The sequence below is a fragment of the Muricoccus vinaceus genome, from assembly GCF_042433125.1.
In the GTDB taxonomy this organism is placed as follows: Bacteria; Pseudomonadota; Alphaproteobacteria; order Acetobacterales; family Acetobacteraceae; genus Roseomonas; species Roseomonas vinacea.
In genome coordinates this window covers 24,319-50,255 of the sequence record NZ_JBHLVZ010000002.1, presented here as the reverse complement: position 1 = coordinate 50,255, position 25,937 = coordinate 24,319, and the positions used below count along the sequence as shown (strand labels likewise).

Annotated in this window: 26 protein-coding genes; 17 read left to right on the top strand and 9 right to left on the bottom strand. The window is 73.0% G+C overall.

All coding sequences use genetic code 11. From position 1 onward, the window contains the following. Nucleotide 1: 1 nt before the first annotated feature. Genes ACFFIC_RS01870 through ACFFIC_RS01860 form a run of 3 tightly spaced genes read left to right on the top strand, consistent with a single transcriptional unit; the run spans nt 2 to nt 2,542 of the window. Nucleotides 2–298 carry a hypothetical protein gene (locus ACFFIC_RS01870; RefSeq protein WP_377048331.1) on the top strand — a complete coding sequence of 99 codons (297 nt, stop codon included), beginning with the start codon at nt 2–4 and terminating at the stop codon, nt 296–298. Nucleotides 299–334: 36 nt separating this feature from the next. After that, nucleotides 335–1,522, top strand: a complete 1,188-nt coding sequence (locus tag ACFFIC_RS01865; RefSeq protein ID WP_377048330.1) for a diaminopropionate ammonia-lyase — start codon at nt 335–337, stop codon at nt 1,520–1,522. Between the two features lie 30 nt (nt 1,523–1,552). Next, a complete protein-coding gene (locus tag ACFFIC_RS01860; protein ID WP_377048329.1) occupies nt 1,553–2,542 on the top strand; it encodes a Bug family tripartite tricarboxylate transporter substrate binding protein in 990 nt (329 codons plus the stop codon). A 38-nt stretch (nt 2,543–2,580) separates the two neighbouring features. Here ACFFIC_RS01860 and ACFFIC_RS01855 read toward each other — a convergent pair whose 3' ends face one another. Beyond that, nucleotides 2,581–2,994 carry a hypothetical protein gene (locus ACFFIC_RS01855; protein ID WP_377048328.1) on the bottom strand — a complete coding sequence of 138 codons (414 nt, stop codon included), beginning with the start codon at nt 2,992–2,994 and terminating at the stop codon, nt 2,581–2,583. Between the two features lie 28 nt (nt 2,995–3,022). Beyond that, the gene (locus ACFFIC_RS01850) at nt 3,023–3,706 is read right to left on the bottom strand and encodes a glutathione S-transferase family protein (RefSeq protein WP_377048327.1); all 684 of its coding nucleotides are present in this window, start codon (nt 3,704–3,706) and stop codon (nt 3,023–3,025) included. Between the two features lie 106 nt (nt 3,707–3,812). Between ACFFIC_RS01850 and ACFFIC_RS01845 the strand changes: the two genes are divergently transcribed. Further along, nucleotides 3,813–4,709, top strand: coding sequence for a LysR family transcriptional regulator (locus tag ACFFIC_RS01845; protein WP_377048326.1), 897 nt, complete (start codon nt 3,813–3,815; stop codon nt 4,707–4,709). Between the two features lie 66 nt (nt 4,710–4,775). On the opposite strand, the gene ACFFIC_RS01840 is transcribed toward ACFFIC_RS01845, so the two are convergent. Then, nucleotides 4,776–6,203, bottom strand: coding sequence for a M20 family metallopeptidase (locus ACFFIC_RS01840; protein ID WP_377048325.1), 1,428 nt, complete (start codon nt 6,201–6,203; stop codon nt 4,776–4,778). A gap of 13 nt (nt 6,204–6,216) precedes the next feature. After that, on the bottom strand, nt 6,217–7,473 hold the full coding sequence (locus ACFFIC_RS01835) for an ABC transporter substrate-binding protein (protein ID WP_377048324.1): 1,257 nt from the start codon (nt 7,471–7,473) through the stop codon (nt 6,217–6,219). Nucleotides 7,474–7,646: 173 nt separating this feature from the next. Here ACFFIC_RS01835 and ACFFIC_RS01830 point away from each other — a divergent pair, with 173 nt between their 5' ends. Genes ACFFIC_RS01830 through ACFFIC_RS01820 form a run of 3 tightly spaced genes read left to right on the top strand, consistent with a single transcriptional unit; the run spans nt 7,647 to nt 10,287 of the window. Next, complete coding sequence (locus ACFFIC_RS01830) at nt 7,647–8,651, top strand: NAD(P)H-quinone oxidoreductase (RefSeq protein WP_377048323.1); 1,005 nt, start codon at nt 7,647–7,649, stop codon at nt 8,649–8,651. 18 nt (nt 8,652–8,669) lie between these two features. Beyond that, nucleotides 8,670–9,530: a DMT family transporter gene (locus tag ACFFIC_RS01825; RefSeq protein ID WP_377048322.1), complete on the top strand. Its 861-nt coding sequence runs from the start codon at nt 8,670–8,672 to the stop codon at nt 9,528–9,530. 4 nt (nt 9,531–9,534) lie between these two features. After that, nucleotides 9,535–10,287, top strand: a complete 753-nt coding sequence (locus ACFFIC_RS01820) for an alpha/beta fold hydrolase (RefSeq protein ID WP_377048321.1) — start codon at nt 9,535–9,537, stop codon at nt 10,285–10,287. Between the two features lie 7 nt (nt 10,288–10,294). On the opposite strand, the gene ACFFIC_RS01815 is transcribed toward ACFFIC_RS01820, so the two are convergent. Together ACFFIC_RS01815 and ACFFIC_RS01810 are read right to left on the bottom strand one after the other, a co-directional pair. Continuing rightward, a complete protein-coding gene (locus tag ACFFIC_RS01815; protein ID WP_377048320.1) occupies nt 10,295–10,939 on the bottom strand; it encodes a DNA-3-methyladenine glycosylase family protein in 645 nt (214 codons plus the stop codon). A gap of 9 nt (nt 10,940–10,948) precedes the next feature. Beyond that, nucleotides 10,949–12,352 carry an L-lactate permease gene (locus ACFFIC_RS01810; RefSeq protein WP_377048319.1) on the bottom strand — a complete coding sequence of 468 codons (1,404 nt, stop codon included), beginning with the start codon at nt 12,350–12,352 and terminating at the stop codon, nt 10,949–10,951. Nucleotides 12,353–12,478: 126 nt separating this feature from the next. Between ACFFIC_RS01810 and ACFFIC_RS01805 the strand changes: the two genes are divergently transcribed. From ACFFIC_RS01805 to ACFFIC_RS01795, 3 genes are read left to right on the top strand one after another with little or no spacing between them, the layout of a single operon-like run. Further along, nucleotides 12,479–14,020 carry a glucan biosynthesis protein gene (locus tag ACFFIC_RS01805; RefSeq protein ID WP_377048318.1) on the top strand — a complete coding sequence of 514 codons (1,542 nt, stop codon included), beginning with the start codon at nt 12,479–12,481 and terminating at the stop codon, nt 14,018–14,020. After that, nucleotides 13,996–16,155 carry a glucans biosynthesis glucosyltransferase MdoH gene (gene mdoH, locus ACFFIC_RS01800; protein ID WP_377048317.1) on the top strand — a complete coding sequence of 720 codons (2,160 nt, stop codon included), beginning with the start codon at nt 13,996–13,998 and terminating at the stop codon, nt 16,153–16,155. The genes ACFFIC_RS01805 and mdoH overlap by 25 nt, the downstream gene beginning before the upstream one ends. Continuing rightward, nucleotides 16,152–16,661 carry a 2'-5' RNA ligase family protein gene (locus tag ACFFIC_RS01795; protein WP_377048316.1) on the top strand — a complete coding sequence of 170 codons (510 nt, stop codon included), beginning with the start codon at nt 16,152–16,154 and terminating at the stop codon, nt 16,659–16,661. Before mdoH ends, ACFFIC_RS01795 begins: the two co-directional genes overlap by 4 nt. A gap of 40 nt (nt 16,662–16,701) precedes the next feature. Here ACFFIC_RS01795 and ACFFIC_RS01790 read toward each other — a convergent pair whose 3' ends face one another. After that, nucleotides 16,702–17,862 carry a M20/M25/M40 family metallo-hydrolase gene (locus ACFFIC_RS01790; RefSeq protein ID WP_377048315.1) on the bottom strand — a complete coding sequence of 387 codons (1,161 nt, stop codon included), beginning with the start codon at nt 17,860–17,862 and terminating at the stop codon, nt 16,702–16,704. 114 nt (nt 17,863–17,976) lie between these two features. On the opposite strand from ACFFIC_RS01790, the gene ACFFIC_RS01785 reads away from it, so the two are divergent. Further along, the gene (locus ACFFIC_RS01785; RefSeq protein WP_377048314.1) at nt 17,977–18,690 is read left to right on the top strand and encodes a hypothetical protein; all 714 of its coding nucleotides are present in this window, start codon (nt 17,977–17,979) and stop codon (nt 18,688–18,690) included. 5 nt (nt 18,691–18,695) lie between these two features. Then, nucleotides 18,696–19,433 carry an aspartate/glutamate racemase family protein gene (locus tag ACFFIC_RS01780; RefSeq protein WP_377048313.1) on the top strand — a complete coding sequence of 246 codons (738 nt, stop codon included), beginning with the start codon at nt 18,696–18,698 and terminating at the stop codon, nt 19,431–19,433. Here ACFFIC_RS01780 and ACFFIC_RS01775 read toward each other — a convergent pair. Beyond that, entirely contained in the window at nt 19,430–20,179 is a 750-nt protein-coding gene (locus tag ACFFIC_RS01775; RefSeq protein ID WP_377048312.1) for an alpha/beta fold hydrolase, read from the bottom strand. The genes ACFFIC_RS01780 and ACFFIC_RS01775 overlap by 4 nt on opposite strands. A gap of 84 nt (nt 20,180–20,263) precedes the next feature. Here ACFFIC_RS01775 and ACFFIC_RS01770 point away from each other — a divergent pair, with 84 nt between their 5' ends. The 5 genes from ACFFIC_RS01770 (at nt 20,264) to ACFFIC_RS01750 (ending at nt 25,288) form a co-directional block, all read left to right on the top strand. After that, nucleotides 20,264–21,391 carry a glycosyltransferase family 4 protein gene (locus ACFFIC_RS01770; RefSeq protein ID WP_377048311.1) on the top strand — a complete coding sequence of 376 codons (1,128 nt, stop codon included), beginning with the start codon at nt 20,264–20,266 and terminating at the stop codon, nt 21,389–21,391. Next, nucleotides 21,388–22,305 (top strand): glycosyltransferase family 9 protein, encoded by a 918-nt coding sequence (locus ACFFIC_RS01765; RefSeq protein WP_377048310.1) that lies wholly within the window; start codon nt 21,388–21,390, stop codon nt 22,303–22,305. Before ACFFIC_RS01770 ends, ACFFIC_RS01765 begins: the two co-directional genes overlap by 4 nt. 135 nt (nt 22,306–22,440) lie before the next feature. Continuing rightward, the gene (locus tag ACFFIC_RS01760) at nt 22,441–23,436 is read left to right on the top strand and encodes a TRAP transporter substrate-binding protein (protein WP_377048309.1); all 996 of its coding nucleotides are present in this window, start codon (nt 22,441–22,443) and stop codon (nt 23,434–23,436) included. A gap of 10 nt (nt 23,437–23,446) precedes the next feature. Further along, on the top strand, nt 23,447–23,983 hold the full coding sequence (locus tag ACFFIC_RS01755; protein WP_377048308.1) for a TRAP transporter small permease: 537 nt from the start codon (nt 23,447–23,449) through the stop codon (nt 23,981–23,983). Nucleotides 23,984–23,986: 3 nt separating this feature from the next. Further along, nucleotides 23,987–25,288, top strand: a complete 1,302-nt coding sequence (locus ACFFIC_RS01750) for a TRAP transporter large permease (protein ID WP_377048307.1) — start codon at nt 23,987–23,989, stop codon at nt 25,286–25,288. A gap of 88 nt (nt 25,289–25,376) precedes the next feature. Here the strand turns inward: ACFFIC_RS01750 and ACFFIC_RS01745 are convergent, their stop codons facing one another. Then, entirely contained in the window at nt 25,377–25,781 is a 405-nt protein-coding gene (locus ACFFIC_RS01745) for a hypothetical protein (RefSeq protein WP_377048306.1), read from the bottom strand. Nucleotides 25,782–25,937 lie beyond the last annotated feature (156 nt).

Here is a 25,937-nt window from a genome sequence, read left to right as displayed (position 1 = left end):
CATGCGGCGGGCCGCGCGGGCGCTCGTCCTGCCGCTGCTGCTGCTTTCCGCCGCGCCCGCGCCGGCCGCTGCCTGCGGGCCGGCCATCCGCCTGCCGTCGCCCCGGTCCGCCGGCGAGGTTCCGCCGCGGCGGTGCCAGGGTGGCCAGGACACGATCGCCTTCGGGCGCCTTCTGGTGGATTACGGCATCGCGACGCTGCGCTACGGCGTGGGGATCGTGCTGGTCTTCCTGGGGCTGGTGGTGATGGCGCTCGGATACCTGCTGGCGCTGATCGACCTGCTGTTCTGCTGGCGCTGATTGCGGCGCGGCGCGCGGCATGGGAAGCCACGGGCCATGACGCTCCGCCTTTTCCTCAACCCCCGGCACGGCGTGCCCGGCGTGGTCGTGCTGCCCGAGGGCGCGGGGCGCCGGGCGCGGGTGGCGATCGCCTCCTGGCCGGGATACGCGCCCACGCCCCTGCTGGCCCTGGATGACGCCGCCGCCGCCCTCGGACTTGGCGCCGTGCACTACAAGGACGAGGCGCCGCGCTTCGGGCTCGGGTCCTTCAAGGCGCTCGGCGGTGCCCATGCGGTGTCGCGCGTGATCGCGCAGGAGCTCGCGCGTGCGGGCGTCGCGAATGCTGCGACACCCGCGGAGCTGGAGGCCGGGCGCTATGCCGCCGGGGCCGCCGCCATCACCGTCACCTGCGCCACCGACGGCAATCACGGCCGCAGCGTCGCCTGGGGTGCGAGGCGCTTCGGCGCGCGCTGCGTGATCTTCGTGCATCCCGGCGTCACCCGGGGGAGGCGCGACGCCATCGCCGCCTTCGGCGCCGAGGTGCGGGAGGTTTCCGGCAACTACGATGATTCCGTCCGTGCCTCCGAGGCGGCTGCGCGGGAAGGGGGCTGGCACCTCGTTTCCGACACGTCCTGGCCCGGCTACACCGAGGTTCCGCGCGAGGTGATGCAGGGCTATCGCCTGATGGCGGAGGAAGCGCTGGACAGCCTTCCGGCGGCGCCGAGCCATGTGTTCATCCAGGCCGGGGTCGGGGGCGTGGCAGCGGCCGTCTCGGTGGCGCTGCGCGCCCGGCACGGGTCCGCGCCGCGCCTGGTGGTGGTGGAACCGGAAAAGGCGGCCTGCCTGCTGGCCAGCGCCGAGGCCGGCTCCGCCACCGCCGTTCCGGGGGAGCTGGACACCATCATGGCCGGGCTGGCCTGCGGCGAACCGAGCCTCCTCGCCTGGCAGGAGCTGGAGCGCGCCGCCTTTGCCTTCTCCGCCATCCCCGACACGGCCGCCGCCGCGGCCATGCGGTTCCTGGCGTGCCGGAACCCGGCGGTCGAGGGCGGGGAGAGCGGCGTGGCCGGCTTGGCCGCCCTGGCGCTGGCCGCGCAGGACCCCGCGGCCCGTGCCGCCCTGGACCTGGGTCCGGAAAGCCGGGTGCTGCTGTTCGGCACCGAGGGCGCCACGGATCGCGCCGTGTATGAGGCTCTCGTGACCGGGCCGGGCGTTGACACGACTCCCCTGCTTCCCCTTCTGGGGTGAAGAAACCGCAATCTTCCGGAGGGTCACCCCATGATCCAGCGCCGCCACCTCATCGCCGGCATCGCGGCCTCGTCGCTCTCGGTGCCAGCCCTGATCAGACCCGCCCTGGCCCAGGGCACCTGGCCGAGCGCCCCCGTGCGCCTGGTGGTGCCCTTCGCCGCCGGTGGCCCGACCGACGTGCCCGCCCGCCTGGTAGCCGATGAGCTGTCCAAGCTGCTGCCCCAGCGCGTGATCGTGGAGAACCGCACGGGCGCGGGCGTCGTGGTCGGCTCCGACGTGGTGGCCAAGGCGCCCAAGGACGGGCAGACGTTGCTCTACACCACCATCGCGCATGCCGCGCTGCGCTCCATCTTCCCGCGCCTGCCCTTCGACCCCCTGGCCGATTTCACCCCGGTGGCGCTGACCGGCGTGATCCCGATGCTGATGATGGTGAACAAGGACCTGCCGGTGAATTCGCTGCCGGAGCTGGTGGCGCTCCTCAAGGCGAATCCGGGCAAGTACGACTACGCCTCCACGGGCAACGGGGCGGCCCTGCACCTGGCGACGGAGCTGTTCCTCAGCCGGGCGGGCGGGCTGAAGGCGACCCACGTTCCCTATCGCGGCTCGGCGGCGGCCATGCCGGACCTGCTGAACGGCACGGTCGCGATGATGCTGGACGTGGCGAACTCCGCCCTGCCCTTCGTGACGCGCGGCGAGGTGAAGGGGCTGGCCATCTCCGGTGCCCACCGCCTGCCGCAGGTGCCGAACATCCCCACCTTCGTCGAGGCGGGGGTGCCGGACTACGAGGCCTACACTTGGCACATGGTGCTGGCCCCCTCCGGCACGCCGGAGCCGGTGGTGAACGCCGTCAACGCCGCGCTGAACAAGGTGATGGCGATGGACAGCGTGAAGCAGCGCCTGTCCGACCTGACGATGGAAACCCGCTCCGACAGCACGCCGGCCAGCACGCGGAAGTGGCTCGACGACGAGATCGCGAAGTGGGAGCCGATCATCAAGGCGGCCGGGATCAAGGCGGACTGATCGGGGCTGCCGGGCGGCCGTTCGTGCCGCCCGGTGCTTCACGCCGCCACGGCCGGCGCCGCCCGCTTTTCCAGCCCCGCCCTTTCCCCCAGGGCCAGCCTGACCAACGCGACGAGGAAGACCAGCACCGCCAGGGTCCAGAGAAGGGCGCCGAGCTTGGCGACCTCCATCGTGAGATCGGCGATCGAGAGCGCGATCCCCGCGGGGAAGCAGATGGCCCCGCTGGCAGCCAGCGCGAAGTGGGGCAGCGCGAGGCGCGAGGCAGCGAGCGGGGGATAGGCGCGGTAGCAGAGCCCGAAAAGCGCCAGCGAGGTCCAGCCCAGCAGGTTCAGGTGTGCATGAACCGGCGCGAAGTGGAAGTTGTGGGTCAGGCCCATCCAGGTTCCCATGCCGACGCCGATGAGCAGCGTCGCGGTGGCGAGGATGAGGAAGGCGAGATCGATCCGGCGCATCGGGCCGTTCCTTTCCGCTGGAGGGATGTCAGTCCGCGGCGAGCCCCGCTTCGGCCGGCGCCGCGCGCGCGGCCTGGACGTAGCCGCGGAAGCCCGCGTAGCTTGGGGCGTATCCGCCGCGCGCCTTCATCCGCTGCACCCACGCCACGACACGCGGATAGGGCGAGAGGTCGAAGTCCACGTATTCGCCGAGGGTGACATACGCGAAGCCGAGGTAATCGGCGATCGAGACCGCGCCGCCGCAGACATGGGGCCGATCCCCCAGCATCTGCCGGTCGAGCACCGAGAGGTACTTCGCGGCCATCGCGCGGCCCACATGTTCCATTGCCGCATGGGCCTCGGCAGGCATGGACCGGAGCGGCGGGAGCATGCGGCGATAGGCGAGGAAGACGCAGTAACCGACGTGGAAGTTGCTGGAGAACCAGTCCATGGCCTCGTGCACTCGGGCGCGGGCGCGTGGCTCGGACGGGTAGGTCGCCGGTGCGTGCCGCTCGGCCAGGAAGCGAAGGATGGCGGCGCTCTCGGACAGGTGGAAATCGCCGTCCTCCAGCACGGGAACCTGCCCGTTCGGGTTTAGGCGCAGGAAGTCCGGCGCGCGCTGCTCCCCGGCATGGATGCCGACAACCTCCTCCTCGAACGGGATGCCCTGGTCGAAGAGAAAGAAAGTGACGCTGCGCGAGGAGGTCGAGAGGGGGTCGAAGTGGAGTTTCATGGCCGCTGTCCCTGGAAACGAAGCGGCTCCCTCATTACGCAGGCGGGCAAGGCCGTTCAAACACCGATCTTGCGGAATGGTTCGGCGGAAATGCAGAATCGGCATCATGCTGGACTGGAACGACCTGCGGCATTTCCTCGCCGTGGCGGGGAGCGGAAGCACTCTGGCCGCCGGCCGCGCGCTCGGCGTCAGCCAGAGCACCGCGGCGCGCCGCGTCGCGGCGCTGGAGGCGGCCCTGGGGCTGGAGCTTTTCGAGAAGACGCCGGCCGGCTACCTCCCGACGGAGGCAGCCGCGGAGCTGCTTCAGGCGGCCAAGGGCGTCGAGGCGGCGGCCGAGCTGTTCGAGAACAAGGCCGCGGCGAAAAAGCGGGGCCTGTCCGGCGTGGTGCGGCTCACCACCAACGAGGCCTTCGCGACGGGCTTCCTGCTGCGGGCCATGCGGGACTTCCACGCGGCCTATCCCGGCATCTGCCTTGACGTGATCACGAGTGACCGTCACCTGAACCTTGAGGCGGGCGAGGCCGATGTCGCGCTGCGGGTGGGCCCACGCCCGACCCGGCCGGACCTTGCCGGCCGCCGCATCGCCACGGAAAGCTGGTCCGTCTATTGCAGCCGGGCCTATGCCGCCGCCCGCGGCACGCCGCGTTGCCCGGCCGAGGTCGCCGGGCACGTCTTCATCGGGACGGACATGCTGCCGCCGGCCGGGCCCTTCACCGCCTGGATCGCGGCAAACGTTCCGGCGGAAGCGATCCTCCTGCGCCCGAGCAGCGTCAGTGCCGTGTTCGCGGCGATCCGGGCGGGGCTCGGGCTGGGGCTGATGTCGGATTTCGTCGCGGCGGGGGATGCGGACCTCATTCGCTGCTTCGACACGGAAATCGAGCCGTTCTACGAAATCTGGCTCCTCGCGGATGCGCGCAGGCGGAACACCCCGCAGATCCGCGCCGTGCTGGACTACCTCAGCGGCTACTTCGCCTCGGGCCTGCATGGCCGGGGGCCGGGATAGGCCGCCTCACCGCCGCGGGGAGGCCGCGCACCCGGTCCGGCCGGACCGGGTGCGCGCCCGGGCGGGTCAGACCCCCTGGCCCATGGCACGGATCGGCGGCGCGAGGTCCGGGGGGAGGGGGGACTCATAGGGCCGCCCGCCCGTGCGCTCGTCGAACTCCGCCTTGGCGCGCGCAATCAGCGCGGGGTCGCGCAGCGCGTCCACCGCGGTGCCCGCCATCACCTTCGCCACGTGCACCATGCCCTTGTGCGCCGCCGGCGACTTTCCCTGGGCGGTGAGCTGCCAGGAATGGAAGGGCGTGCCGATGGCGCAGGTGGCGCCGCGCGCCTGCACGGTGGGCACCGCCCAGGAGACGTCGCCCACATCGGTGGAACCGACCCCGCCCTCGCCCCGGTTCTCCAGCGGCACGATGATGTCGCAGAGGGTCTTGCCCTTCTCCACGCTCAGCCCGTGGCGGCGGTGGGCGGCGGCGATGTCGGCCTCGCTCAGCGTCGCCTGGATCTCCGCCGCATACGCCTTGTCGGCCTCGTCGAACTGCGGCGGGCCGAGGCGCTGGAAGTTGTCGTGCATCGCGCGTTCCAGCGGCGCGTTGCCCAGCAGGTTCGACACGGCGCTCACCACCGCCGTCTCCACCCGCGTCTCGGTCATCAGCGCCGCGCCGTCGGCGATCTTGCGCACGCGCCCGACCAGCATGTTCAGCTCCGGCAGGTCGCGCGCGCGGATGAGGTAGCGGACCTTGGCGCGCGACTGCACGACGTTGGGGGCGATGCCGCCGCCGTCCAGCATGGCGTAGTGGATGCGCGCGTGGTCGGGCATGTGCTCGCGCATGTAGTTCACGCCGACATTCATCAGCTCGACGGCATCGAGCGCGGAGCGCCCCAGCTCCGGCGCGGCGGCGGCATGGGCCGAGCGGCCGTGGAAGGTGAAGTCGATGCGGGTGTTGGCCAGCGACACCGCCTCGTTCACGCCGGAGAAGGAGGCGGGGTGCCAGGAGATGGCGATGTCGACATCCTTGAACACGTCGTCGCGCGCCATGAAGCCCTTGGCTGCGCCGCCCTCCTCGGCCGGGCAGCCGTAGTAGCGCACGCGGCCCGGAAGGTTGTTCTCCTTCAGCCAGTCCTTCACCGCCGCCGCCGCGAGCAGGGAGGCGGCGCCGAGCAGGTTGTGCCCGCAGCCATGGCCGGGACCGTTGGCCTCCACCTCCTTGTGCTCGGCGATGCCGGCCTCCTGCGAAAGGTTGGGCAGCGCGTCGTATTCGCCGAGGATGGCGATCACCGGCCCGCCCTCGCCGTACTCGCCCATCACGGCGGTCGGGATGCCCGCGAGGTCCCGCTCGATGCGGAAGCCTTCCTTCTCCATCATCGCGAGGTGCTCGGCGACGGAGCGCGTCTCGGTGTAGGCGATCTCCGGCATGTCCCAGACGCGGTCGGAAAACGCGGCGTAGTCGTCGCGGCGCTCGTCCACCGCGCGCCAGACCTGTTCGTCGTTCCGCATGATCGATGCTCCTTCAATCGGCGCCGAGCCGGGCGCGGGGCGGCGCCACGGCCGCGGCCTCGGGGTGGATGGTGACCAGCCGCCCGTCCTGCCACTGCATCAGGCAAGGCCGGGCGCGGGTGTTCTGGCCGCGTTCGTCGAAGGCGGCGCCCCAGCCGGTGGGGGTGCTGCCTTCGGCGATGTCGGTCGCCAGCATGGCGGCGCGCAGCCTCTCCTTGTCGAGGCCGCCCGCGCGCTGGATGCCATCGAGCGCCACGCGGGCGCCGAAGTAGTTGGCGAGGCTGTGCCCGGAGCGCGGGTCGGCGCCGTAGCGGCGCTTATAGGCCTCGGCGAAGGCGGCGTTGCCGGGGGCGACGCGATCGGAGATGGCGAAGGCCGGGAAGTCCACGTTCATCACCCCCTCGAAGCCGGGGCCGACCGCACGCGCGGTGTCCGTCAGGCTGTATCCGGCGCCGCTGCCAACCACCATGCGCGGGCGCCAGCCGCCGTCGCGCATGGTGCGGAACAGCAGGATGGGGTCGTTCTGCCCGGCCGTGTGCAGCAGCACCTCCGCGGAGGCCTCGCGCAGGCGCTGCACCGCGCCCGACAGGTCGTTCGTGCGGGGGGGATAGGGGATGCGCTCCAGCACCTCGACATTCGCCTCGCGCAGCCGGGCCACCTGCGCCTCCGCAACCGAGTTGCCGTAGAGCGCGTCCTCGTAGAGCAGGGAGGCGCGGATCGCGGGGCGGGGCATCTCCAGCACGCCCGGCAGCACCCGGGTGACCGCTTCCGCGGCCAGGCGGGCGAAATCCCCGGCGCGCGGGCAGGTGCGAAAGAGATTGCGGAAGCCGCGATCCGTGATGCTGTCGGCGATGGCGCCCAGCTCGAAATAGGGGGTGCCGCCGGCCTCGCTCGCCTGCGTCGCGGCAAAGGAAAGGGAGGAGCCGTAGCTGCCGAAAAGCAAGGTGGCGCGCTCGGTCCCGGTCAGGCGCCGGGCCTCGCCCACGGCCGCGGCCTCGTCCACCGCATCGCCGCGCAGCAGGCGGATGGGGCGGTTCAGCAATCCGCCGGCCGCGTTGCGCTCCTCCACGGCCATCTCCAGGCCGCGGAAGGATTCGTCGCCCAGCAGCGCCGGTGCGCCGGAGAGTGGATAGATCGCGCCGAACCGCCATTCCGCCGCGGCCTGGCCGCCGCCGGACTGAGCGCCCGCGACCTGGGCGGTGGCGCCGAGGGGAGCACCGGCCAGGGCCATCGCGGCGAGGAGGCTGCGGCGCGGCGCGGCCGGGCGCATAGGAGCCTTCGTTTCCTCTCGCGTGCGGGTGGGGGTGCTGATCGTCGCCGCTGGGCGCCCGGCGCGCAAGGGCGACTGGCGGCAAGGTGATGCGCGGCAGGGCAACGCGGCGCGCGGCTTGACGCGCCAGGGCGCCGCGACGACCTTCCGCCCCCCTGTGTGAGGATCGCGCCATGCCCGGATTGCCCGAGACGATGACCTTCATGTCGCATGGCGAGGGCGGTGGGCCGGAGGTGCTGGTGCCCGCGACCGGCCCCCTGCCGGCCCCGGCCGCGGACGAGGTGCTGATCCGCGTGCTGGCCGCGGGCGTGAACCGCCCGGACGTGCAGCAGCGCAAGGGCTTGTACCCGCCGCCCAAGGGCGCGAGCCCCGTTATCGGGCTCGAGGTCGCGGGCGAGGTGGTGGCGGCCGGCGCCGAGGCCGGGCGCTTCAAGCCGGGCGACCGCGTTTGTGCGCTGACCAATGGCGGCGGCTATGCCGAATACGCGGTGGCGCCCGAGGCGCAGTGCCTGCCCTGGCCCGACGGCTTCGACGCCGTGCGCGCCGCGGCGGTGCCGGAAACCTTCTTCACCGTCTGGGTGAACCTGTTCGAGCACGGGCGGCTGGTGGCGGGCGAGACGGTGCTGGTGCATGGCGGCACCTCCGGCATCGGCTCCACCGCGCTGCAACTCGCGCGCGAGTTCGGTGCCCGCCCCTTCGCCACCGCCGGCAGCGCCGAAAAGGTCGCGGCCTGCCTGGCGTTCGGCGCGGAGGAGGCCTTCGACTACAAGGCGCAGGACTTCGTGGATGAGATGAAGCGTGCGACGGGCGGCCGCGGCGCCGACGTGGTGCTGGACATGGTGGGCGCGCCCTACTTCCAGCGGAACCTGCGCGTTCTGGGCATGGACGGGCGGCTGGTGATCATCGCCACCATGGGCGGCAACGAGGTGGACAAGGCCGATATCCGCCCGATCATGCTCAAGCGCCTGGTGGTGACGGGCAGCACCATGCGACCGCGCAGCACGCGCGAGAAGGGCGCCATCGCCCGCGCGCTGGAGGAGAAGGCCTGGCCCGTGCTCTCGGCCGGACGCGCGGGGCCGCGCATCCACGCGACCTTTCCGCTGGCGCAGGCCGCGGAGGCGCACCGGCTGATGGAAAGCAGCGCGCATATCGGCAAGATCGTGCTGACCCTGGGCTGATCCCGCGAAGCCCGGCGGGTGAACCTCCGCGACCTGCGCGTGCTGGCCATCGGCGTCCTCCTGTTCGGGGGCGGCTGGCCGATCACCAAGGACGCACTGCGCGAGGCGACGCCGCTGTGGTTCGCGGTCAGCCGCGCGGGCCTCGCGGCGCTCGGGGCGGCCGCGCTGCTGCTGGCGCTCCGCCGGCTTTCCTGGCCGGGGCGGCGGGACTGGCCGGCGGTTCTGGCCGTGGGGCTGCTGCAGCTCGGCAGCTTCTTCGCGCTGACGCATATCGCGCTGGCGGCGCTGCCCTCCGGCCGGATCGCCGTGCTGTCCAACGTGACGATCTACTGGCTGGTGCCGCTTTCCGTGCTGGTGCTGGGGGAGAAGGTTTCGGCACGGCGGTGGGTGGCGGCGGCGATCGCGCTGGCGGGTGCCGCGGTGCTGCTGGGGCCGTGGTCCATCGACTGGTCCAGCCCCGGGATCGTCCGGGCGAACGGGCTGCTGGTGCTGGCCGCCCTGCTCTGGAGCATTTCCATCATCGTCACCCGCCGCATCCCGCCCGCGCGGCCCATGATGGAACTGCTGCCCTTCTGCTTCGCGACCGCCCTGCTGGTGCTGGTGCCGCTCGCGCTGCTGCGGGAGCCTTCGGGCGGGATCGGGTCGCACGCCTTTCCGCACGCGGCGTTCGTGGGGCTCGTCGCGGCGCCGGTCGGCACCTGGTGCGTGATCGAGGCGGGGCGGCGCCTGCCCTCCACGGTCGCCTCGGTGGGCTTCATGCTGGGGCCGGTGCTGGGCGTCGCCACGGGTGCGCTCTGGCTCGGCGAGGCGGTGGGATGGGACGTCTGGCTCGGCGGCGCGCTCATCGCCGTGGGCGTGGTCGCGGCGGTCAGGGGGTGATGCGATGATCCTGAACATGGTGGAGGCGGGGGAGGGGCGGCCGCTGGTGCTGCTGCACGGCCTGTTCGGCCAGGCCCGCAACTTCGGCGCGCTGCAGCGGCGGCTGGCCACCGGTCGGCGCGTGCTGGCCCTCGACATGCCCAACCATGGCGGGAGCCCCCACGCGCCCGCCATGGACTACCCCTCCATGGCGGCGGACGTGGCGGAAACGCTGCGGGCGCAGGGCATCCCGGCCGCGGACGTGATGGGGCATTCCATGGGCGGCAAGGCGGCGATGATGCTGGCCCTCACCGCGCCGGGGCTGGTGGAGCGCCTCCTCGTCTCGGACATCGCGCCCATCGCCTATCCGCCGCGCTACGGGGATCTGGTGGCGGCCATGCGCGCCGTGCCGGCGGGGGCGGCGCGCGGGGAGGCCGACGCGGCACTCGCGCCCGCCGAGCCCGACCCGGCCGTGCGCGCCTTCATCCTCAGCAACCGCCGGCCGGATGGATCGGGCTGGCGGATCGGGCTGGAGGGCATCTCCGCCTCGATCGGCGCGATCATGGACTGGCCGGTCATGCCGGGCGCGCGCTTCGAGGGGCCGGTGCTCTTCGTCTCGGGGGAGCGCTCCAGCTACATCCGGGCCGAGAACCGGCCGGGCATCCGCGAGGCCTTTCCCGCCGCGCGCTTCCTGACGGTGAAGGGAGCCGGGCACTGGGTCCATGCCGACCAGCCCGAAAGCTTCGCGGCGGTGGCCGAGGGATTTTTCCGGGACTGACCCGCCGTCATATCGCGGCCGGCGCGCGGAAGCGCCCGGCCTTGTTCAGGTCCGCCGCCCGCCAGAGATACCAGGAGGCCGCCGACCGGAAGGGCGCCCACCGCTCGCCGATGGCGGCCAGTTCCTTCGGCTTCGGCTGCGCGGCCAGCCCCGCCGCCAAGCGATAGCCCTCGCGCACGCCGAAGTCGTCCACGGGCAGGATGTCCGGGCGGCCCAGGGTGAAGATCAGCAGCATCTCCACCGTCCAGCGGCCGACGCCGCGCAGCGCCACGAGGCGCTCGATCAGCGCCTCGTCCGACATGCGGGCCGCGGCGCGGCGCGTGGGCACCCAGCCCGCCGCCGACTTGTGCGCGATGTCCAGGATGGCCGCCTGCTTGGCACCGGAAAAGCCGCAGGCCCGCAGAGCGCCCTCGGGCATGGCCAGCACCTGGACGGGGGTGGGGAAGGGCTCGTGCGGCGCGTGGGCGATCAGGCGGTTCAGCATGGCCTCGGCCGCCTTGCCGTGCACCTGCTGGTGGGCGATGGCGCGAACCAGCGCCTCGTAGGGCTCGCGCCCCTTGACCGGCTTCAGCGCCATGGCGCCCACCTGTTCGACCACAGGGCCGAGCACGGGGTCGGCGAGAAGGTGCTGGCGGGCGGCGCGGGCGCTCATCCCACATGCCTAGAGCAGCACGGGCAGCAGCGCCACCGCCGCCCAGCCGACGGCCATCGCGGCCAGCACCACCGGCAGCGCGGCGCGCCACAGGTCGGCCGGCCGCGTGCCGTCGGCCAGAAGGCCGCAAGCCATGGCGGTGTTGGCGAAGGAATGCATCGCGCCCACGCTGCCGGCGAAGTTGTGCAGCCCCGGCGCCAGCCAGGGCGGCAGCCCCGCCGCGAGGCCCAGTCCCGTCTGCACCGCCATGAGGGAGGACGCCGCGCCGACATTGCTGCCCGTGACCATCCCGGCCAGGAAGCCGAGCGGCGGAATGGCAAAGGGGGCGAGCGGCCCGAGCGATTCCGCGATGGCCCCGGCCAGGGCGGTCGCCACCCCCGATCCGGCGATCCAGCGCCCGAGAAGAACGTAGAGCATCATGGCCGCTGCCGGGCGTCGCATCCGGCGCATGGCGTCCCGCAGGCGTGCTGCCCCGTCCGGCAGGGCCGCGAGGAAGCCGAGGGAAACGAGCCAGAGCACGACGGCCACATGTGTCACCGGCACCGCCGGAAGGTCGCCATAGGGCCTCCAGGCCGGGCCCCCATGCCACGAGCGCGCCAGCAGCAGGCAGGCGCTGAGCAGCGCCCAGGGGCCCAGCGCGGCGAGCGCCCGCACGCGCGCGGCGGCGTCCCGCGGCGGTGCCAGGCGCCAGAGGGCGGGCAGCAGAACCGCGCCGCTGGCCACGAGCGCCACCGTTTCGGCGGGCAGGAAGCGGGCGCCGAGCAGAACGAGGCTTGCGAGCGCGGCCTGGAGGCCCAGCTGCGCCAGCCTTTCCCGGCCGGGCACGGGCAGGCCGGCGCTCTCCATCGCGCGCCATGCCACGGGCGGCAGGCAGATCAGCCAGGCGGCCTGGGGCAGGGCCGTCACCATCGACAACTCCGCCACCGGCCGTCCCGCCAGCGCGGCGCCCAGCGCGAGCCCCGGTCCGAGCCCGCCCCAGGGCACCAGCCAGAGGGAAAGCATGGCCAGCAGGCCCCCGGGCGCGCCCCGCACGCCCATGGCCCTGAGCGCGCCGAGGGTGAACACCGTTCCCACGGCGAACCCGGTCACGCTTTCCACGAAGCAGCCCGCAAGAACCATCAGGTAGATCCGCCGCGGGGAGGGAGGCACCGGCTCGTCCACGCGCGGCGCCACGGCCAGGCTGAACAGAAGCCCGCCCGCCAGGATCACCACGGGCTGGATGCCGAGAAAGGCCGCGCGGAGGCTTTCGGCAAGCAGGAAGCGGGGCAGCGGCAGGCCGGGCGGCAGGGCCAGCGCCACCCCTGGCAGGGCGGCGAGAAGGGCCAGCAGGCAGGCCGGGACCGGAGCCGCGCGGCCGGAGGCGAGCAACCCCAGCAGGAGCAGCAGCGGCAGGGCCTGGAGAAGCGTGATCATGCCCTGCCGGGCCCCTTGTGCGCGTCAGGCGAAACGCGGTCCGCCCCCCGACGGAAACCAACCCCGCCGCGTTCCTTTCTAGGCCGTGAGGCCCGCACCGCAAGCCGGCCGGAACTGGAGAACCGTTTGAACCGCCGTGCCATCCTGACCGGCCTCGCCATGGCCGGACTGCTTCCCGGGGCCTCGCCGGCGAGCATCCGCGCCGCCCGCGCCGCCGACGCGCCCGCGCGCCCCTTTGACGACACCACCGTGCGCGAGATGGCGCGCGAACTGGCCACCAGGCCCTTCGCCGCCCCGGACGAGCGCCTGCCGGGCCCGCTCTCCGACCTGGGCTACGACCAGTACCGGACGATCCGCTTCGACGCGCGGCGCGCCCTCTGGCGGGACGGAAACCTGCCCTTCCAGATGCAGCCCTTCCACCGCGGCTTTCTGTTCAAGCAGAAGGTGGAGCTGTTCGAGGTGGCGAACGGCCGGGCGGCCCCCATCGCTTACGACCCCGCCGCCTTCACCCTGGCCGAGGTCGGCGGGCCCCAGGCCGGCGACCTGGGCTTCGCGGGCTTTCGCCTGACCAACCCGATGAACCGCGCCGACCACTTCGACGAGGTGGCGGCCTTTGTCGGGGCCTCCTATTTCCGCGCGGTCGGCAAGGGGCACATCTACGGGCTCTCCGCCCGGGGCCTCGCGATCGCGACGGCCGAGCCCTCGGGCGAGGAATTTCCGGTGTTCCGCGCCTTCTGGCTCCAGCGGCCGCAGTCAGGTGGGAATTCCGCCGTCGTGCACGCCCTGCTCGACAGCCGGAGCACCACGGGCGCCTTCCGCTTCACCATCCGCCCCGGGGAGGAGACGGTGTTCGACGTGGAATGCCGCCTCTACCCGCGCGCCGAGATGAGCACGGTGGGCATCGCCCCGCTGACCAGCATGTTCCTTCTCTCCCCGCTGGACCGCCTCGGCACCGACGACTACCGCACGGCCGTGCACGACTCCGACGGGCTGATGCTGTCCACCGGCCGGGGCGAGGCCATCTGGAGGCCGCTGGCCAACCCGCGCGAACTCCAGGTGAGCGTCTTCGCCGACGCCAATCCGCGCGCCTTCGGCCTGATGCAGCGGCGCCGCGACTTCAGCGACTACAACGATCTGGAGGCGCGCTACGAGCGCCGGCCCGGTGCCTGGGTGGAGCCCATCGGCGACTGGGGGGAAGGGGCGGTGCATCTGGTGGAGATTCCAACCCGGGAGGAAATCCACGACAACATCGCCGCCTTCTGGCGCCCGAAGGCCTCGTTGAGGCCGGGGCAGGAATACAGCTACGTTTATCGCCTTCACTGGGCCTCGGCCGCCGCCTTCGCGGCGGGGGGGCGTCCGGCGCCCGCGCAGTTCCGGGAGGCCCGGCAGGGCGGCAAGCCTCAGCCGCCGGGCACGCGGCTCTTTGTGCTGGAAGCGGCGGGAGGGCGCCTCGCGGCCCTCGGCGAAGGGGTCCAACCCGTTGCCGAGGTTTCGGCGAGCGCCGGGAAGATCCAGAACGTGGTGGCGCAGCCCAATCCGGAAACCGGAGGCTGGCGCCTCTCCTTCGAGCTGGTGCCGGGAAACGAGAAGCTGGTCGAGCTCTGGGCCCGGCTGAAGAACGATGAGGGACCGTTGAGCGAGACATGGCTCTTCCGCTGGACACCCTGACCCGTCCCGAAGCCGGCGTTCCGCCGCTGGAGGCCATGCCGGCCGAGGCGCCGCTGGCCATGCCCGTGCAGGACTTCCACGAGCGCCCCGGGCCGGTGCCCAGGCCCGGCACCGGGCCACGCGGCATGGCCTGGCGGCGCATCGGGGTGTTCGGCGCCGCCTTTCTGCTGACGGCCTTCGGCGCGCGGGAAATGGCGCTGGTGTTCGGCGTCGATTCCGTTTTCACGCCGGGCGCGCTGGTGCTCGCGCTGTTCGTGCCGCTGTTCGGCTGGATCGCCCTGTCCTTTGTCAGCAGTCTCTGCGGCGTGCTCAGCGTCGTTTCGGGCGGGGGATGGGCGCTGGGGATCGATCCCGCGGCGCCGCTTCCGGAGCCGGCCTCGCGCACGGCGCTTCTGATGCCCGTGTACAACGAGGACCCGCGCAGGGTGCTCGCCGGGCTGGAGGCCATCCTGGAGGCGCTGCGCGGCGCCGGCCGCGCGAACCGCTTCGACCTGTTCATCCTGAGCGACACCACGGATCCGGACGCCTGGGCGCGGGAGGAGGAGGCCTTCCTCGCGCTCCGGGCACGCGCGGGGGAGGGGGCGCGGATCTTCTACCGCCGCCGCGCGAAGAACACCGACCGCAAGGCCGGCAACATCGCGGACTGGGTGCGCCGCCACGGGGGCGCCTACCCGCAGTTCCTGATCCTGGACGCGGACAGCGTGATGTCCGCCGAATCCCTGGTTCGGCTTGCCGCCGCCATGGAGGCGCACCCGCGCGTGGGCCTCATCCAGAGCCTGCCGGTGATCGTGAACGGCCGGTCGCTCTTTGCCCGCATGCAGCAGTTTGCGGGCCGCCTCTACGGCCCGGTGATCGCCCACGGCATCGCCTTCTGGCACGGGGCGGAGGGCAACTACTGGGGCCACAACGCCATGATCCGCACCGAGGCCTTCGCGGGGGCGGCCGGGTTGCCCCACCTGCCCGGGCGCAAGCCCTTCGGCGGCACGGTGATGAGCCATGACTTCGTGGAGGCCGCGCTGATGCGGCGCCGTGGATGGGGCATCCACTTCGTCCCGGCCCTGCCCGGAAGCTACGAGGAAAGCCCGCCGGCGCTCTCGGACCTCGCGATCCGCGACCGGCGCTGGTGCCAGGGCAACCTGCAGCACCTGGCCGTGCTGCCGGCGCGGGGCCTGCACCCGATCTCGCGCTCGCACCTCCTGGTCGGGATCGGGTCCTATGTCACGGCGCCGCTGTGGCTGCTGTTCCTCATCGCCGGCGTCCTGCTCGCCCTCCAGGCGCGCTTCGTGCTGCCGGAATACTTCTCGGCCGGGCCGACGCTGTTCCCGAACTGGCCGGTGGTCGATCCCGTGCGCGCGAAATGGGTGTTCATCGCCACCATGGGCCTGCTGCTGGTGCCCAAGCTGCTCGCCTGGGGCGCCATGCTGGCGGATGGCGCGTGGCGGCGCGGGCATGGCGGGGCGCTGCGCTCGCTCGCCAGCGTGCTGATCGAAACCGTGCTGGCGGGGCTGCTGGCGCCCGTGACCATGCTGACGCAATCCGCCGACGTGGTCTCGATCCTGCGCGGACGGGATTCCGGCTGGTCCGCCCAGACGCGGGACGACGGCATCCTGCCGCTCGGGCAGGTTGCGCGGCTCTACTGGCGGCACACCGCCTTCGGGCTCGCCTTCGGCGTCGCCGCCTTCCTCGTCTCGCCCTATCTCGCGGCCTGGATGTCTCCGGTGGTGCTGGGGCTGGCGCTGGCCATTCCGCTCGCGGCCTGGACGGCGCGGCGGGGGGCCGGGCAGGCGCTGCGGCGGGCGGGCCTGCTGCTGATCCCGGAGGAGCGCGATCCGCCGCCGATCCTCGCGCGCACCGTCGCGCTGCGCCGCGAGTGGGAGGAACTGGCGCCGGAAGGCGAGGCGGTGGCGCGCCTGCGCGCCGATCCCGCTCTGCTGGCCGCGCACCGCTCCATGCTGGCGGGGCCTGCGCCGGCACGCCCCGCGGCGCTCGAGGTGCCGCTGGTGATGGGCCGTGCCCGCGTGGCCGCCGCCACATCGGCGGAGGAGGCGCTCGGCGCGCTCAGCCGCGCGGAAAAGGCGGCGCTGCTGGCCGACCGCGACGGCCTCGACGCCCTGCTGGCGCTGCCCGTCCGATGAGCGAGGCACCGTTGATCCTGACGCTGCGCTTCGACGACGCGGCCTTCGCGCGGCTGGACGGTCTGCGCCGCGCGCACTTCCCCCCCGAGCGGAACCAGATCCCGGCCCATCTCACGCTGTTCCACGCGCTGCCGGGAGAGGCGCTGGAGGAGGTCGTCTCGGGGCTGCGCACCGCCTGCGCCGCGACGCCGCCGATGGAGCTTCGCTTCAGCGGCCTCCGCTCCCTCGGGCGCGGCGTGGCGCTGGAGGTGGAGGCACCGGCCCTGGTCGCGCTGCGCAAGGCGCTGGCCTATGGCTGGGCGCGCCGGCTGACCCGGCAGGACGCCCAGGGCTTCCGGCCTCACGTGACCTTGCAGAACAAGGTGACGCCGGAGGCCGCCGCCACGCTGCTCGCCGCGCTTTCCGCGGGTTTCGAACCCTGGGCAGGCCGCGCCGAGGGTCTTCTGCTCTGGCACTATCGCGGCGGGCCCTGGGAGGCCGCCGCGGAGGTGCCCTTCACCGGATGAGCGAAACCCCGGGCACGCTGTCGCCGCGCAAGCGCCCGGGTCACACGCTGGCGAGCAGCCCCGCCAGCAGCCGCGCGCGCGGAACCAGGCTGTCCTCCCGGATGTACTCGCCGAGCGTGTGGTAGCCGGCACCGAGCACGCCGAGGCCGTCCAGGGTGGGGATCCCCATGGCGCCCGTGAAGTTGCCGTCCGAACCGCCGCCCGCGCTCTCGTGCCCCATGGCATGCCCGAGCGAGGCCGCGAGTTCGCGCGCCCGCCCGTAGAGTTCCATCACCGCGGCGTCCGGTTCCCAGACCGGTCGGGTCACGCCGCGGCGCACCTCCAGCACCGTGTCGGGGGCGTCGGCGCGCAGCGCCAGCATGCGGGCCACCGCCTGGTCCAGGTCAGCCTGCCGGCGCGCCATGCTCAGGGCCTCGGCATCACAATGGGTGGCCACGCAGTTCACCCACTGCCCGCCATGGATCACGCCCACGGAAAAGGTCGCGGCCTCGGTGGTCATGGCCTCGATCGCCAGGATCTGGCGGCACATCTCGCGGATGGCGGAGCGCCCGTCGGAGAGCTTCGCGCCCGCGTGGCTCGGGCGGCCGGTGGTGCGCAGGTTGAAGCGCGCGATCGCGTAGCGGCCGGTGACCACGCCGCCCATGGGGCTGTCCCCCTCGGGCCGGCCGGGCTCGGGCACCAGCACCACGGCATGGCGCGCGGCCTCGGCCTCGATCAGGTCGCGGGTGGAGGGGGTGCCGACCTCCTCGTCGGGGGTGAGCAGGACCGTGACGGGGCGCGAGGTGGGAATGCCCGCGCGCGCCAGCTCACGCATCGCCTCGATGGCCAGCAGGGTGCCGCCCTTCATGTCGCAGATGCCGGGGCCGTAGCAGCGCCCCTCCTCGCGCCGGAAGGGAAGGGCCGAGAGCGTGCCGACGGGGTGCACCGTGTCCAGGTGCGCCAGCACCAGGATGCCCGGCGCATCGCCGGCGGAATGGGGGAAGCGCGCGCGCACGGCGTCGCCGAAGCCCATCCGGCCGGGAATCCGCTCCACCCGCGCGCCCAGCATCGCCAGGTCGCGGGAGGCGAGGTCCATCATCCCGTTCACGGCCCGGGCGTCGAAGGTCGGGCTCTCGCATTCGACCCAGGGGCGCAGGCGGCCGAGTATGGCCTCGGTGTCGAAGGGAAGGTTCAGGGCTGGGCGGGCCGGAAGGGCATCCATGCGGCGGGATCCTTGGTGTGGCGCCCTCCAGCCTGCGCGATCGGCGCGGCCGGGTGAAGCCCGCGCGGGCCAGGCCTTTGGCGCCGCCGCGCGGCGCGCGCTAGACACGGTGGAATGAGCGATCCCCTGAACGTCGTCCCCCGCCGCCTGGTGCCGATCGCGGGCCCCCTGGCCTGGCTGGCGGCCGAGCTGCCGCCCAGCGAGCAGATGCTCCCCCTGGGCGCGGAGCACGCCGCCGAACTGGCCGGCAGCGGTCCGACCCCGCGCCTGGATGCGCTGACGGAGGAGCTTCGCCCGCGCCTGGACCATGGCCGCGGCTTCGCGCTGCTGCGCGGCCTTCCCATGCACGGCGACCCCGCCGCGCCGCTGCGCGCCCTGGCCGGGCGGCTGGGCCGCGTTGTGCCGCCCGCCCCGGCGACCGGCAGCCGACACGCGGAAGCCTGCGACATCCTGCTGCTGCGCGCCACGGAACCGGCGGCCACCGCCCTGCGATCGGCCGCCACCATCCACAACACCCTGCTCCGCCAGGACCGCGCGGCCCTGGCCGCCCTGTACGAGGCGCGAGGCGAGCCGGCGGTGCCGGTGTTTTCCAACGATGGCGGCATCTTCGCCGCGCGCTGGGACGACGCGGCCCTGCCGGCCGACCGCCTGCCTTCCGCCCTGGCCGAGGCGTTGGGTGAGGCCCTCCCCCTGCCGCTCCGCACCGGCGACATCCTCGCGCTCAACCCCTTCCTGGTCTGGGCGGACCGCGTGCCGGGCGCGCTGCTGGAGGCCTGCCGCACCGAGCCGTCGCGGCTGGACAACGAGGGCTTCTCCGGGCTGGCATAGGGCTCATGCGAATCCTCCTGGCCAACGCCAACACCACCGAGGCCATCACCGAGCGCTGCGCCGCCGCCGGGCGCGCGGTGGCCTCGCCCGGCACCGAGATCGTGCCGGGCACCCCGCGCTTCGGCCCGGCGGTGATATCCTCGGGGCTGGAGAATGCCATCGCCGCCCATGGCATCCTGGACCTGCTGGCGGAGCACGCGGGTTCCGTGGACGCGGTGGTCCTGGCCGTTTCCCTCGACACCGCGCTGGAAGCCGCGCGCCAGCTCATGCCCTGCCCGGTGGTGGGCATGACCGAGGCCGCCTGCCTCACCGCCTGCATGCTGGGCAACCGGTTCGGGCTGGTGACCTTCGGGCACACCGAATCCTACCGCCAGCTCGTGGAGCGGCACGGGCTTTCCTCCCGCCTGTCCGGCCTCGTCGGGGTGGATTTCACGCCGCAGCGCGCGCTGTCCGACCCCGAGGCCGCGGTGCGGGCGGTGGCGGAGGGCATCGCGGCCCTTGCCGCGGGCGGGGCGGACAGCGTGGTGCTGGGCGGCGCGGCCCTGGCGGGGATGGAGCCCGCCCTTCGCGCGGCCTCTCCCGTGCCGCTGCTGGACGGCATCGCCTGCGCGGTGCGCATGGCCGAAGTCCTGGTCGCCCTGGCCCCGCCAAAGCCCCGGCATGGGCCGATGGCGCCTGTGCGCGGGCGGGACTCGGTGGGGCTTTCCCCTGCCCTGGCCACCCTGCTGCGGGGCGGGGACTAGGCCGGGAGCGCCTCCAGCACCCGCACCAGCAGGGCGAGGTCCTGCGGGCGGGACAGGCGGTGGTCGCCGTCCTTGATCAGCGTGAGTTCCGCATCCGGGCCGGGCAGGGCCTCCATGATCCGGAGCGCGTGGCCCCAGGGCACGTCGGGATCGGCCATGCCCTGCAGCAGCCGCACCGGCCCGGCGTAAGGGATGGGCCCTGGCAGAACGAGGTTTTCCGCGCCCTCCGCGAGCAGGCGCTGCGTGATGGGAATGGGATTGCCGTATTCGGAAGGCTCGCGCAGCACGCCGTCGCGCGCGAGGGTCTCGCGGTGCTCCGCCGTCAGCGCGGGGCGGATCAGAAGCTCCGTGAAATCCGGCGCGGCGGCGATGCCGATCAGGCCGCGCACCCGCGCCTCGCCCCAGCGCCGGGCGAGCAGCAGGGCGATCCAGCCGCCCATGGAGGAACCCACCAGCACCACCGGGCCGGGCGCGCGGGCCTCGATCACCAGGGCGGCATCCCCGGCCCAGGCACCGATCGTGCCCTCCTCGAAGACACCGCCGCTGCTGCCATGGCCCGAATAGTCCAGCCGAAGGAAGGCCCGTCCGCGCGCGGCGCAGTGATCGCGCAGGTGCAGCGCCTTGGAGCCCTCCATGTCCGAGTGGAAGCCACCCAGGAACACCACGGTGGGCCCGGTCCCGGGAAGGGCGGCGAAGGCCAGGGGGGTGCCGTCGGGGCGGGCGACAGTGCCGGTGATCTCGTCCATTCGCCCGGCCTAGCGCCGCGGGGGCGGGGGGCACAAGCCGGAGGCGGCGTGACGAGGGCGGCGGCGCCTTGTATGGGCAGGCCCATGCCGCCCGTTCCCCCCACCGTTCTCCAGGTGTTGCCCGCCCTCGGCTCCGGCGGGGTGGAGCGCGGCACGGTGGAGATCGCGCGCGCTTTGGTGGAGGCGGGGGGCAAGGCCCTGGTCGCCTCCGCCGGCGGCCCGCTTGTGGCGGAGCTGGAGGAAGCGGGCGCCCGCCACATCCTCCTGCCGCTGGACCGGAAGAACCCCGCGGCGCTTCTCGCCAACGCCCTGGCGTTGCGCGGCATCGTCCGGCGGGACGGCGTGCGCGTGGTGCATGCGCGCAGCCGCTTTCCCGCCTGGTCCGCGCTGATGGCTGCACGGGCGACCGGCGCGGCCTTTGTGACCACCTATCACGGCTCCTACAACGAGGGCTTCCCGGGCAAGCGCCTCTACAACTCCGTCATGGCGCGGGGCGACCGGGTGATCGCCATCAGCGGCCACATCGCGGAGCTGGTCCGGGCGCGCCACGGCGTCGGGCCGGACCGGCTGCGCGTGATCCCCCGCGGCGTGGACCCGGATGCCTTCGACCCCGAGGCGGTGGACCCCGCCCGGGCGGAGGCGCTGCGCCGGGCCTGGGGCCTGCCGCCCGGCCGGCCCGTGATCCTGCTTCCCGGCCGGCTGACACGCTGGAAGGGGCAGGCGGTGCTGCTGCGCGCCGCCTCCCACCTGCCGGAGCCCCGGCCGGTGCTGGTTCTGGCCGGGGACGCGCAGGGGAGGGACGCCTTTCGGGCGGAACTGGAGGCGCTGGCGATCGGGGCCGGCGCCACCGTGCGCTTCCCTGGCCCTGTCGCCGACATGCCCGCCGCGCTGCTGCTGGCCGATGTGGTGGTGCATGCCAGCACCGATGCCGAGGCCTTCGGCCGCACCATCGTCGAGGCCCAGGCCATGCGCCGCCCGGTGATCGCCTCCGATCTCGGCGCCCCCCGCGAGACCGTGGAGGAGGGCGTGACCGGCTGGCGCGTGCCGCCGGGCGACCCGCCGGCGCTCGCCGCGGCGATCGGCCGCGCGCTGTCCATGCCCGACGAAGCGCGGCGTGCGATCGGGGAGGCCGCGAGGGCGGCCGTGCTGGCGCGCTACACCACCCGCGCCATGCAGGCGGCGACGCTGGCCGTTTACGGGGAAGTGGCGTGAGCGGGCGCATCCTGGTCATCAAGCTCGGTGCGCTCGGCGATTTCGTGCAGGCCTTCGGGCCTTTCGCGGCCATCCGGGCGCATCACCCGGGCGCGCGCATCACCCTGCTGACCACGCCGCCCTTCGCCGAACTGGCGGGCCGCAGCCCGTGGTTCGACGTGGTGTGGACCCATGGCCGCCCGCGCGGGGCGGACTGGCGCGGGCGGCTCGCCCTGTTGCGCTCCCTGCGCGGCGGCCGGTTCGACCGCGTCTATGACCTGCAGACCTCTGGCCGGTCCTCGCGCTACCGCCTGCTGGTGGGGCTTCGTGCCGAGTGGTCCGGCATCGCCTGGGGCGCGAGCCACCCGCATGCCAATCCCGGCCGCGACGACATGCACACGGTGGAGCGCCAGGCCGAGCAGCTTCGCATGGCCGGCATTCCCGCCGTGCCACGGCCCGACCTGTCCTGGCTGGATGCCGACCTGTCGGGCCTCGCGCTGCCCGATCGCTTCGCGCTGCTGGTTCCGGGCGCCAGCCCCTCACGCCCCGGGAAGCGGTGGCCCCATTTTCCGGCGCTGGCGGCGCGGCTGGGCGAGCCTTGCGTGGTCACGGGCGGGCCGGGGGAGGCGGAGCTGGCGGCGGCCATCGTGGCGGCGGCACCGGGCACCATCGACCTGACCGGGCGCACGAGCCTGTTCCAGCTGGCCGCCATCGCGCGGCGTGCGGCGGTGGCGGTGGGCAACGATACGGGGCCGACGCATCTGGCCGCGGCCGCCGGCAGCCCGACGCTGGCCCTGTTCGGCGGGGAAAGCGAGCCAGCCCGCTGCGCGCCGCGCGGCCGGGCTGTTTCCGTGCTGCGGCGGGAGCCGCTCTCCGCGCTGTCGCCCAATGAGGTGGCAGAAGAGGCCTCGCGCTTTCTGCACATGCCGGGATAAGCGGCAGGTGCGGGCCCGCGCCTGCATCCGGCCGCCATGCCCGCCCTTGCGCCGGTGGGGCCGGGGTGTCGAAGATGCGGCCTGGAATCGGCCGAGCCCGGCGTCCCACCATCCCAGCAGCAGCGGAGCAGCCCCATGGCCCTCACCCGTCGGAACCTCATGGCGGCCGGCAGCGCCGGCGCCGCGACCCTTGCCGGGCTGGGCCAGGCCCGGGCGCAGGCGGCCACGCGCTGGCAGTTCGCCACCCCCTATGCCGATACGAACTTTCACACGCGCAACGTGAAGAGCTTCGTGGAGGACATCCAGAAGGCCACCAACGGGGCACTGCAGGTCCAGCTCCACACCAACGGCTCCCTGCTGCCGATGGCGCAGATCAAGCGCGGCGTGCAGCAGGGCCAGGTGCAGCTCGGCGAGATCCTGATCTCCGCCTACGGCAACGAGGATCCGTTCTTCGAGCTGGACGGCGTGCCGCTGCTGGCGCCGAGCTTCGACGCGGCGGTGAAGCTGGCGGCGGCGGCCAAGCCCTTCATCGAGGCGCGCTTCGGGCGCACGGGCCTGGCGATGCTCTACAACGTGCCCTGGCCTCCCGGCGGCTTCTACAGCAACGCCCCGATCGAGAACCTGGACGCGCTGCGCGGCACGCGCTTCCGCACCTTCAACACCATGACCAACCGCTTCGCGAGCCTGGTGGGGGCGAACCCCACGCTGGTGCAGGCGGCGGAGGTGCCGCAGGCCTTCGCCACCGGCGTGATCAACGCCATGGTCACCAGCGCCGCCACTGGCGTGGACAGCCAGGCCTGGGACTACTGCAAGGTCTTCACGCCCGTGAACTTCAGCTACACCAACAACGTCGTCTTTGTCGGCCGCCGCGCGCTCGAGGGCCTGCCGGCCGCGCAGCGCGGCGCGGTGATGGAGGCCGCCAGGGCCGCGCAGGCGCGCGGGCTGGAGATGGCCCGTGCCTCGGAGAAGGAGGCGCAGGACACGCTGGTGGCGCGCGGCCTCAAGCTGGAGCAGCCGAGCCAGGCGCTCAAGGATGGGCTCAACCGCATCAGCGCCACGATGACGGAGGAATGGGCGGGCAAGGCGGGCGAGGATGGCCGCAAGCTGATCGAAGCCTACAAGGCTGCCTGAGCGCGCGGCGGTGATCCGGCGGGGGCTGGACGCCCTGTACGCGGCGGGCGCGGCAATGGCCGCGCTCTCCCTTCTCGGTATCTTCCTGGTCATGATGGCCCAGGTGGCGATGCGCGCGCTGAACCTGCAATTTCCCGGCGCGGATGACATCAGCGCCTATCTCTGCGTGGCGACCACCTTCTTCGCCCTCGCCCTCACCTTCAAGCGGGGCGAGCTGATCCGCGTCGGGCTGTTGCTGGAGAAGCTCCCGCCCGGGCCGCGGCGGGTGATGGAGATGGTGGCGCTGACGCTGGCCGCCATCGGCTGCGCCTACGCGGTGTGGTGGACGGCGGACGACGTGCTGTTCTCGATCGAGATCGAGGACATGGCGCAGGGTGCCCTCGCGATCCCGCTCTGGATCCCGAAGCTCGCCATGCCGCTCGGCGCCGGCGTGCTGCTGGTCGCCGTGCTGGACGAGCTGGCGACGGTGATCCGCGGCGGCCGCCCGAACTACGTGATCGCGGCGGAAGAGCGTGCCGCGCGCGGCGACTTCTCGGCCGAGGTGTAGTCGATGGACCTGCTCGAACTCTCGGGCCTGCTGCTCCTTCTGCTCGGCCTGCTGCTGGCCGGCGGGCTCTGGATCGGGATGAGCCTTGCCTTTGTCGGCTTCGTCGCCGTCTCCTTCGTGCATCCCCAGCCCGGCACCTATCTCGCCAGCGCATTCTGGGAGGCGACCGGCTCCTGGACCCTGGCGGCGCTGCCGATGTTTGTCTGGATGGGCGAGATCCTGTTCCGCACCAAGCTGTCGGAGGAGCTGTTCAACGGCCTCGCTCCCTGGGTGCGGCGCATTCCCGGGCGGCTGCTCCACGTCAACATCCTGGCCTGCGGCATCTTCGGCTCGGTGTCCGGCTCCTCCGCCGCCACCTGCGCCACGGTGTCCAAGATCGCCCTGCCCGAACTCAAGCGCCGCGGCTACGACGAGGACATCGCGATCGGCAGCCTCGCGACCTCCGGCACGCTCGGCATCATGATCCCGCCCTCCATCATCATGGTGGTCTATGCCGTGGCGGCGGAGGTCTCGATCGTCCGGGTCTTCATCGCCGGCTGCATCCCCGGGCTGATCGTGATGGTGCTGTTCAGCCTCTACATCGCCATCTGGGCGTTGCTGAACCCGAAGAAGCAGCCGCCCGTGGAACCTCGCATGTCCTTCCGGGAGAAGATGCGGCAGTCGGCCCAGCTCATCCCCTGCGGCATCCTCATCGTCGGCGTGATCGGCACCATGTTCGTGGGCTGGGCGACCGCGACGGAAGCCGCGGCCTTCGGGGTGCTCGGCAGCCTTCTGCTGGCAGCGGTCACGCGCTGCCTCACCTGGGAAAGCTTTCGAGACAGCCTGACGGGCGCCACGCGGCTCTCCTGCATGATCATGTTCATCCTGGCGGGCGCCGCATACCTGACCAAGGCCATGGCGCTGACGGGCATTCCCGCCGCCCTGGCCGCGGCGGTGGCCTCGATGGGGCTCGGCCCCTACGGCATCATCGCGATGCTGACGGTGGTCTACGTGCTGCTCGGAACCGCGCTGGACGGCACCTCCATGATCGTGCTGACCACGTCCATCGTGGTTCCCATGATCCAGCAGGCGGGCTTCGACCTCGTCTGGTTCGGCATCTTCATCGTGCTGCTGGTGGAGATCGCGGAGATCACGCCGCCGGTCGGATTCAACCTGTTCGTGATGCAGACCATGACCGGGCGCGAGCAGACGGCGGTGGCACGGGCCTCTCTGCCCTTCTTCCTCATGCTGGTCGTGACCGTCGCTGTTATCACGGTGTGGCCGCGCACGGTGACCTGGCTCCCGGACGTGCTGCTGAGCCGCTGAGGCCATGCACGCGAAAACGCCGCCGGGATGACCCGGCGGCGTCATGTTCATGCCGGGGCGGCGTCGCGGCCGCCCCGTGCACCAGCAATCACATGACGGGGCGCAGCGAACCGTCCGGCGCCCGCTCGAACACGCCGCCGCCGCCCATGTAGGCCGCGTCCGGGTTGTTCGCGGCGCGGCGGTCGGCACGCATCTCGCGGCGCATGGCGCGGCGCTCGCGCCGCTCCTCGCGCATCGCGCGGCTGTGGTGCATGCCGCGGTGCATCGGAGCCGCCTCGGGCATCGCGCCGGAGGACATGCTGCCCTGCGGCATCGTGCCGCGCGAGGCGGGAGCCATGGCGCGGCCCTGCGGCATGGTGCCGGGCATGGAGCTGCCGGGCATGGCGCCTGGCGCGACCATGTCGCTCTGGGCCTGGGCGTGAGCGCCCGGCGCGACGGCGACAAGGGCGGTGAAGGCGAAGGCGGCCGCAGCGGCCGCGAGCTTGCGGGACATGGAAGTCTCCTGTTCTGCGATCCCGCGGTCCCGGTGAGGGCCCGTCGATGGTGGATCGGCAACGCAACGTCGCCGGGCAGCGGGAGGTTTCCCCTTGCAGTGGCCCGGCAACCCCGCGGGCGGCCCGCCGTTGCGCCGCCATGTGGCGATGGATCG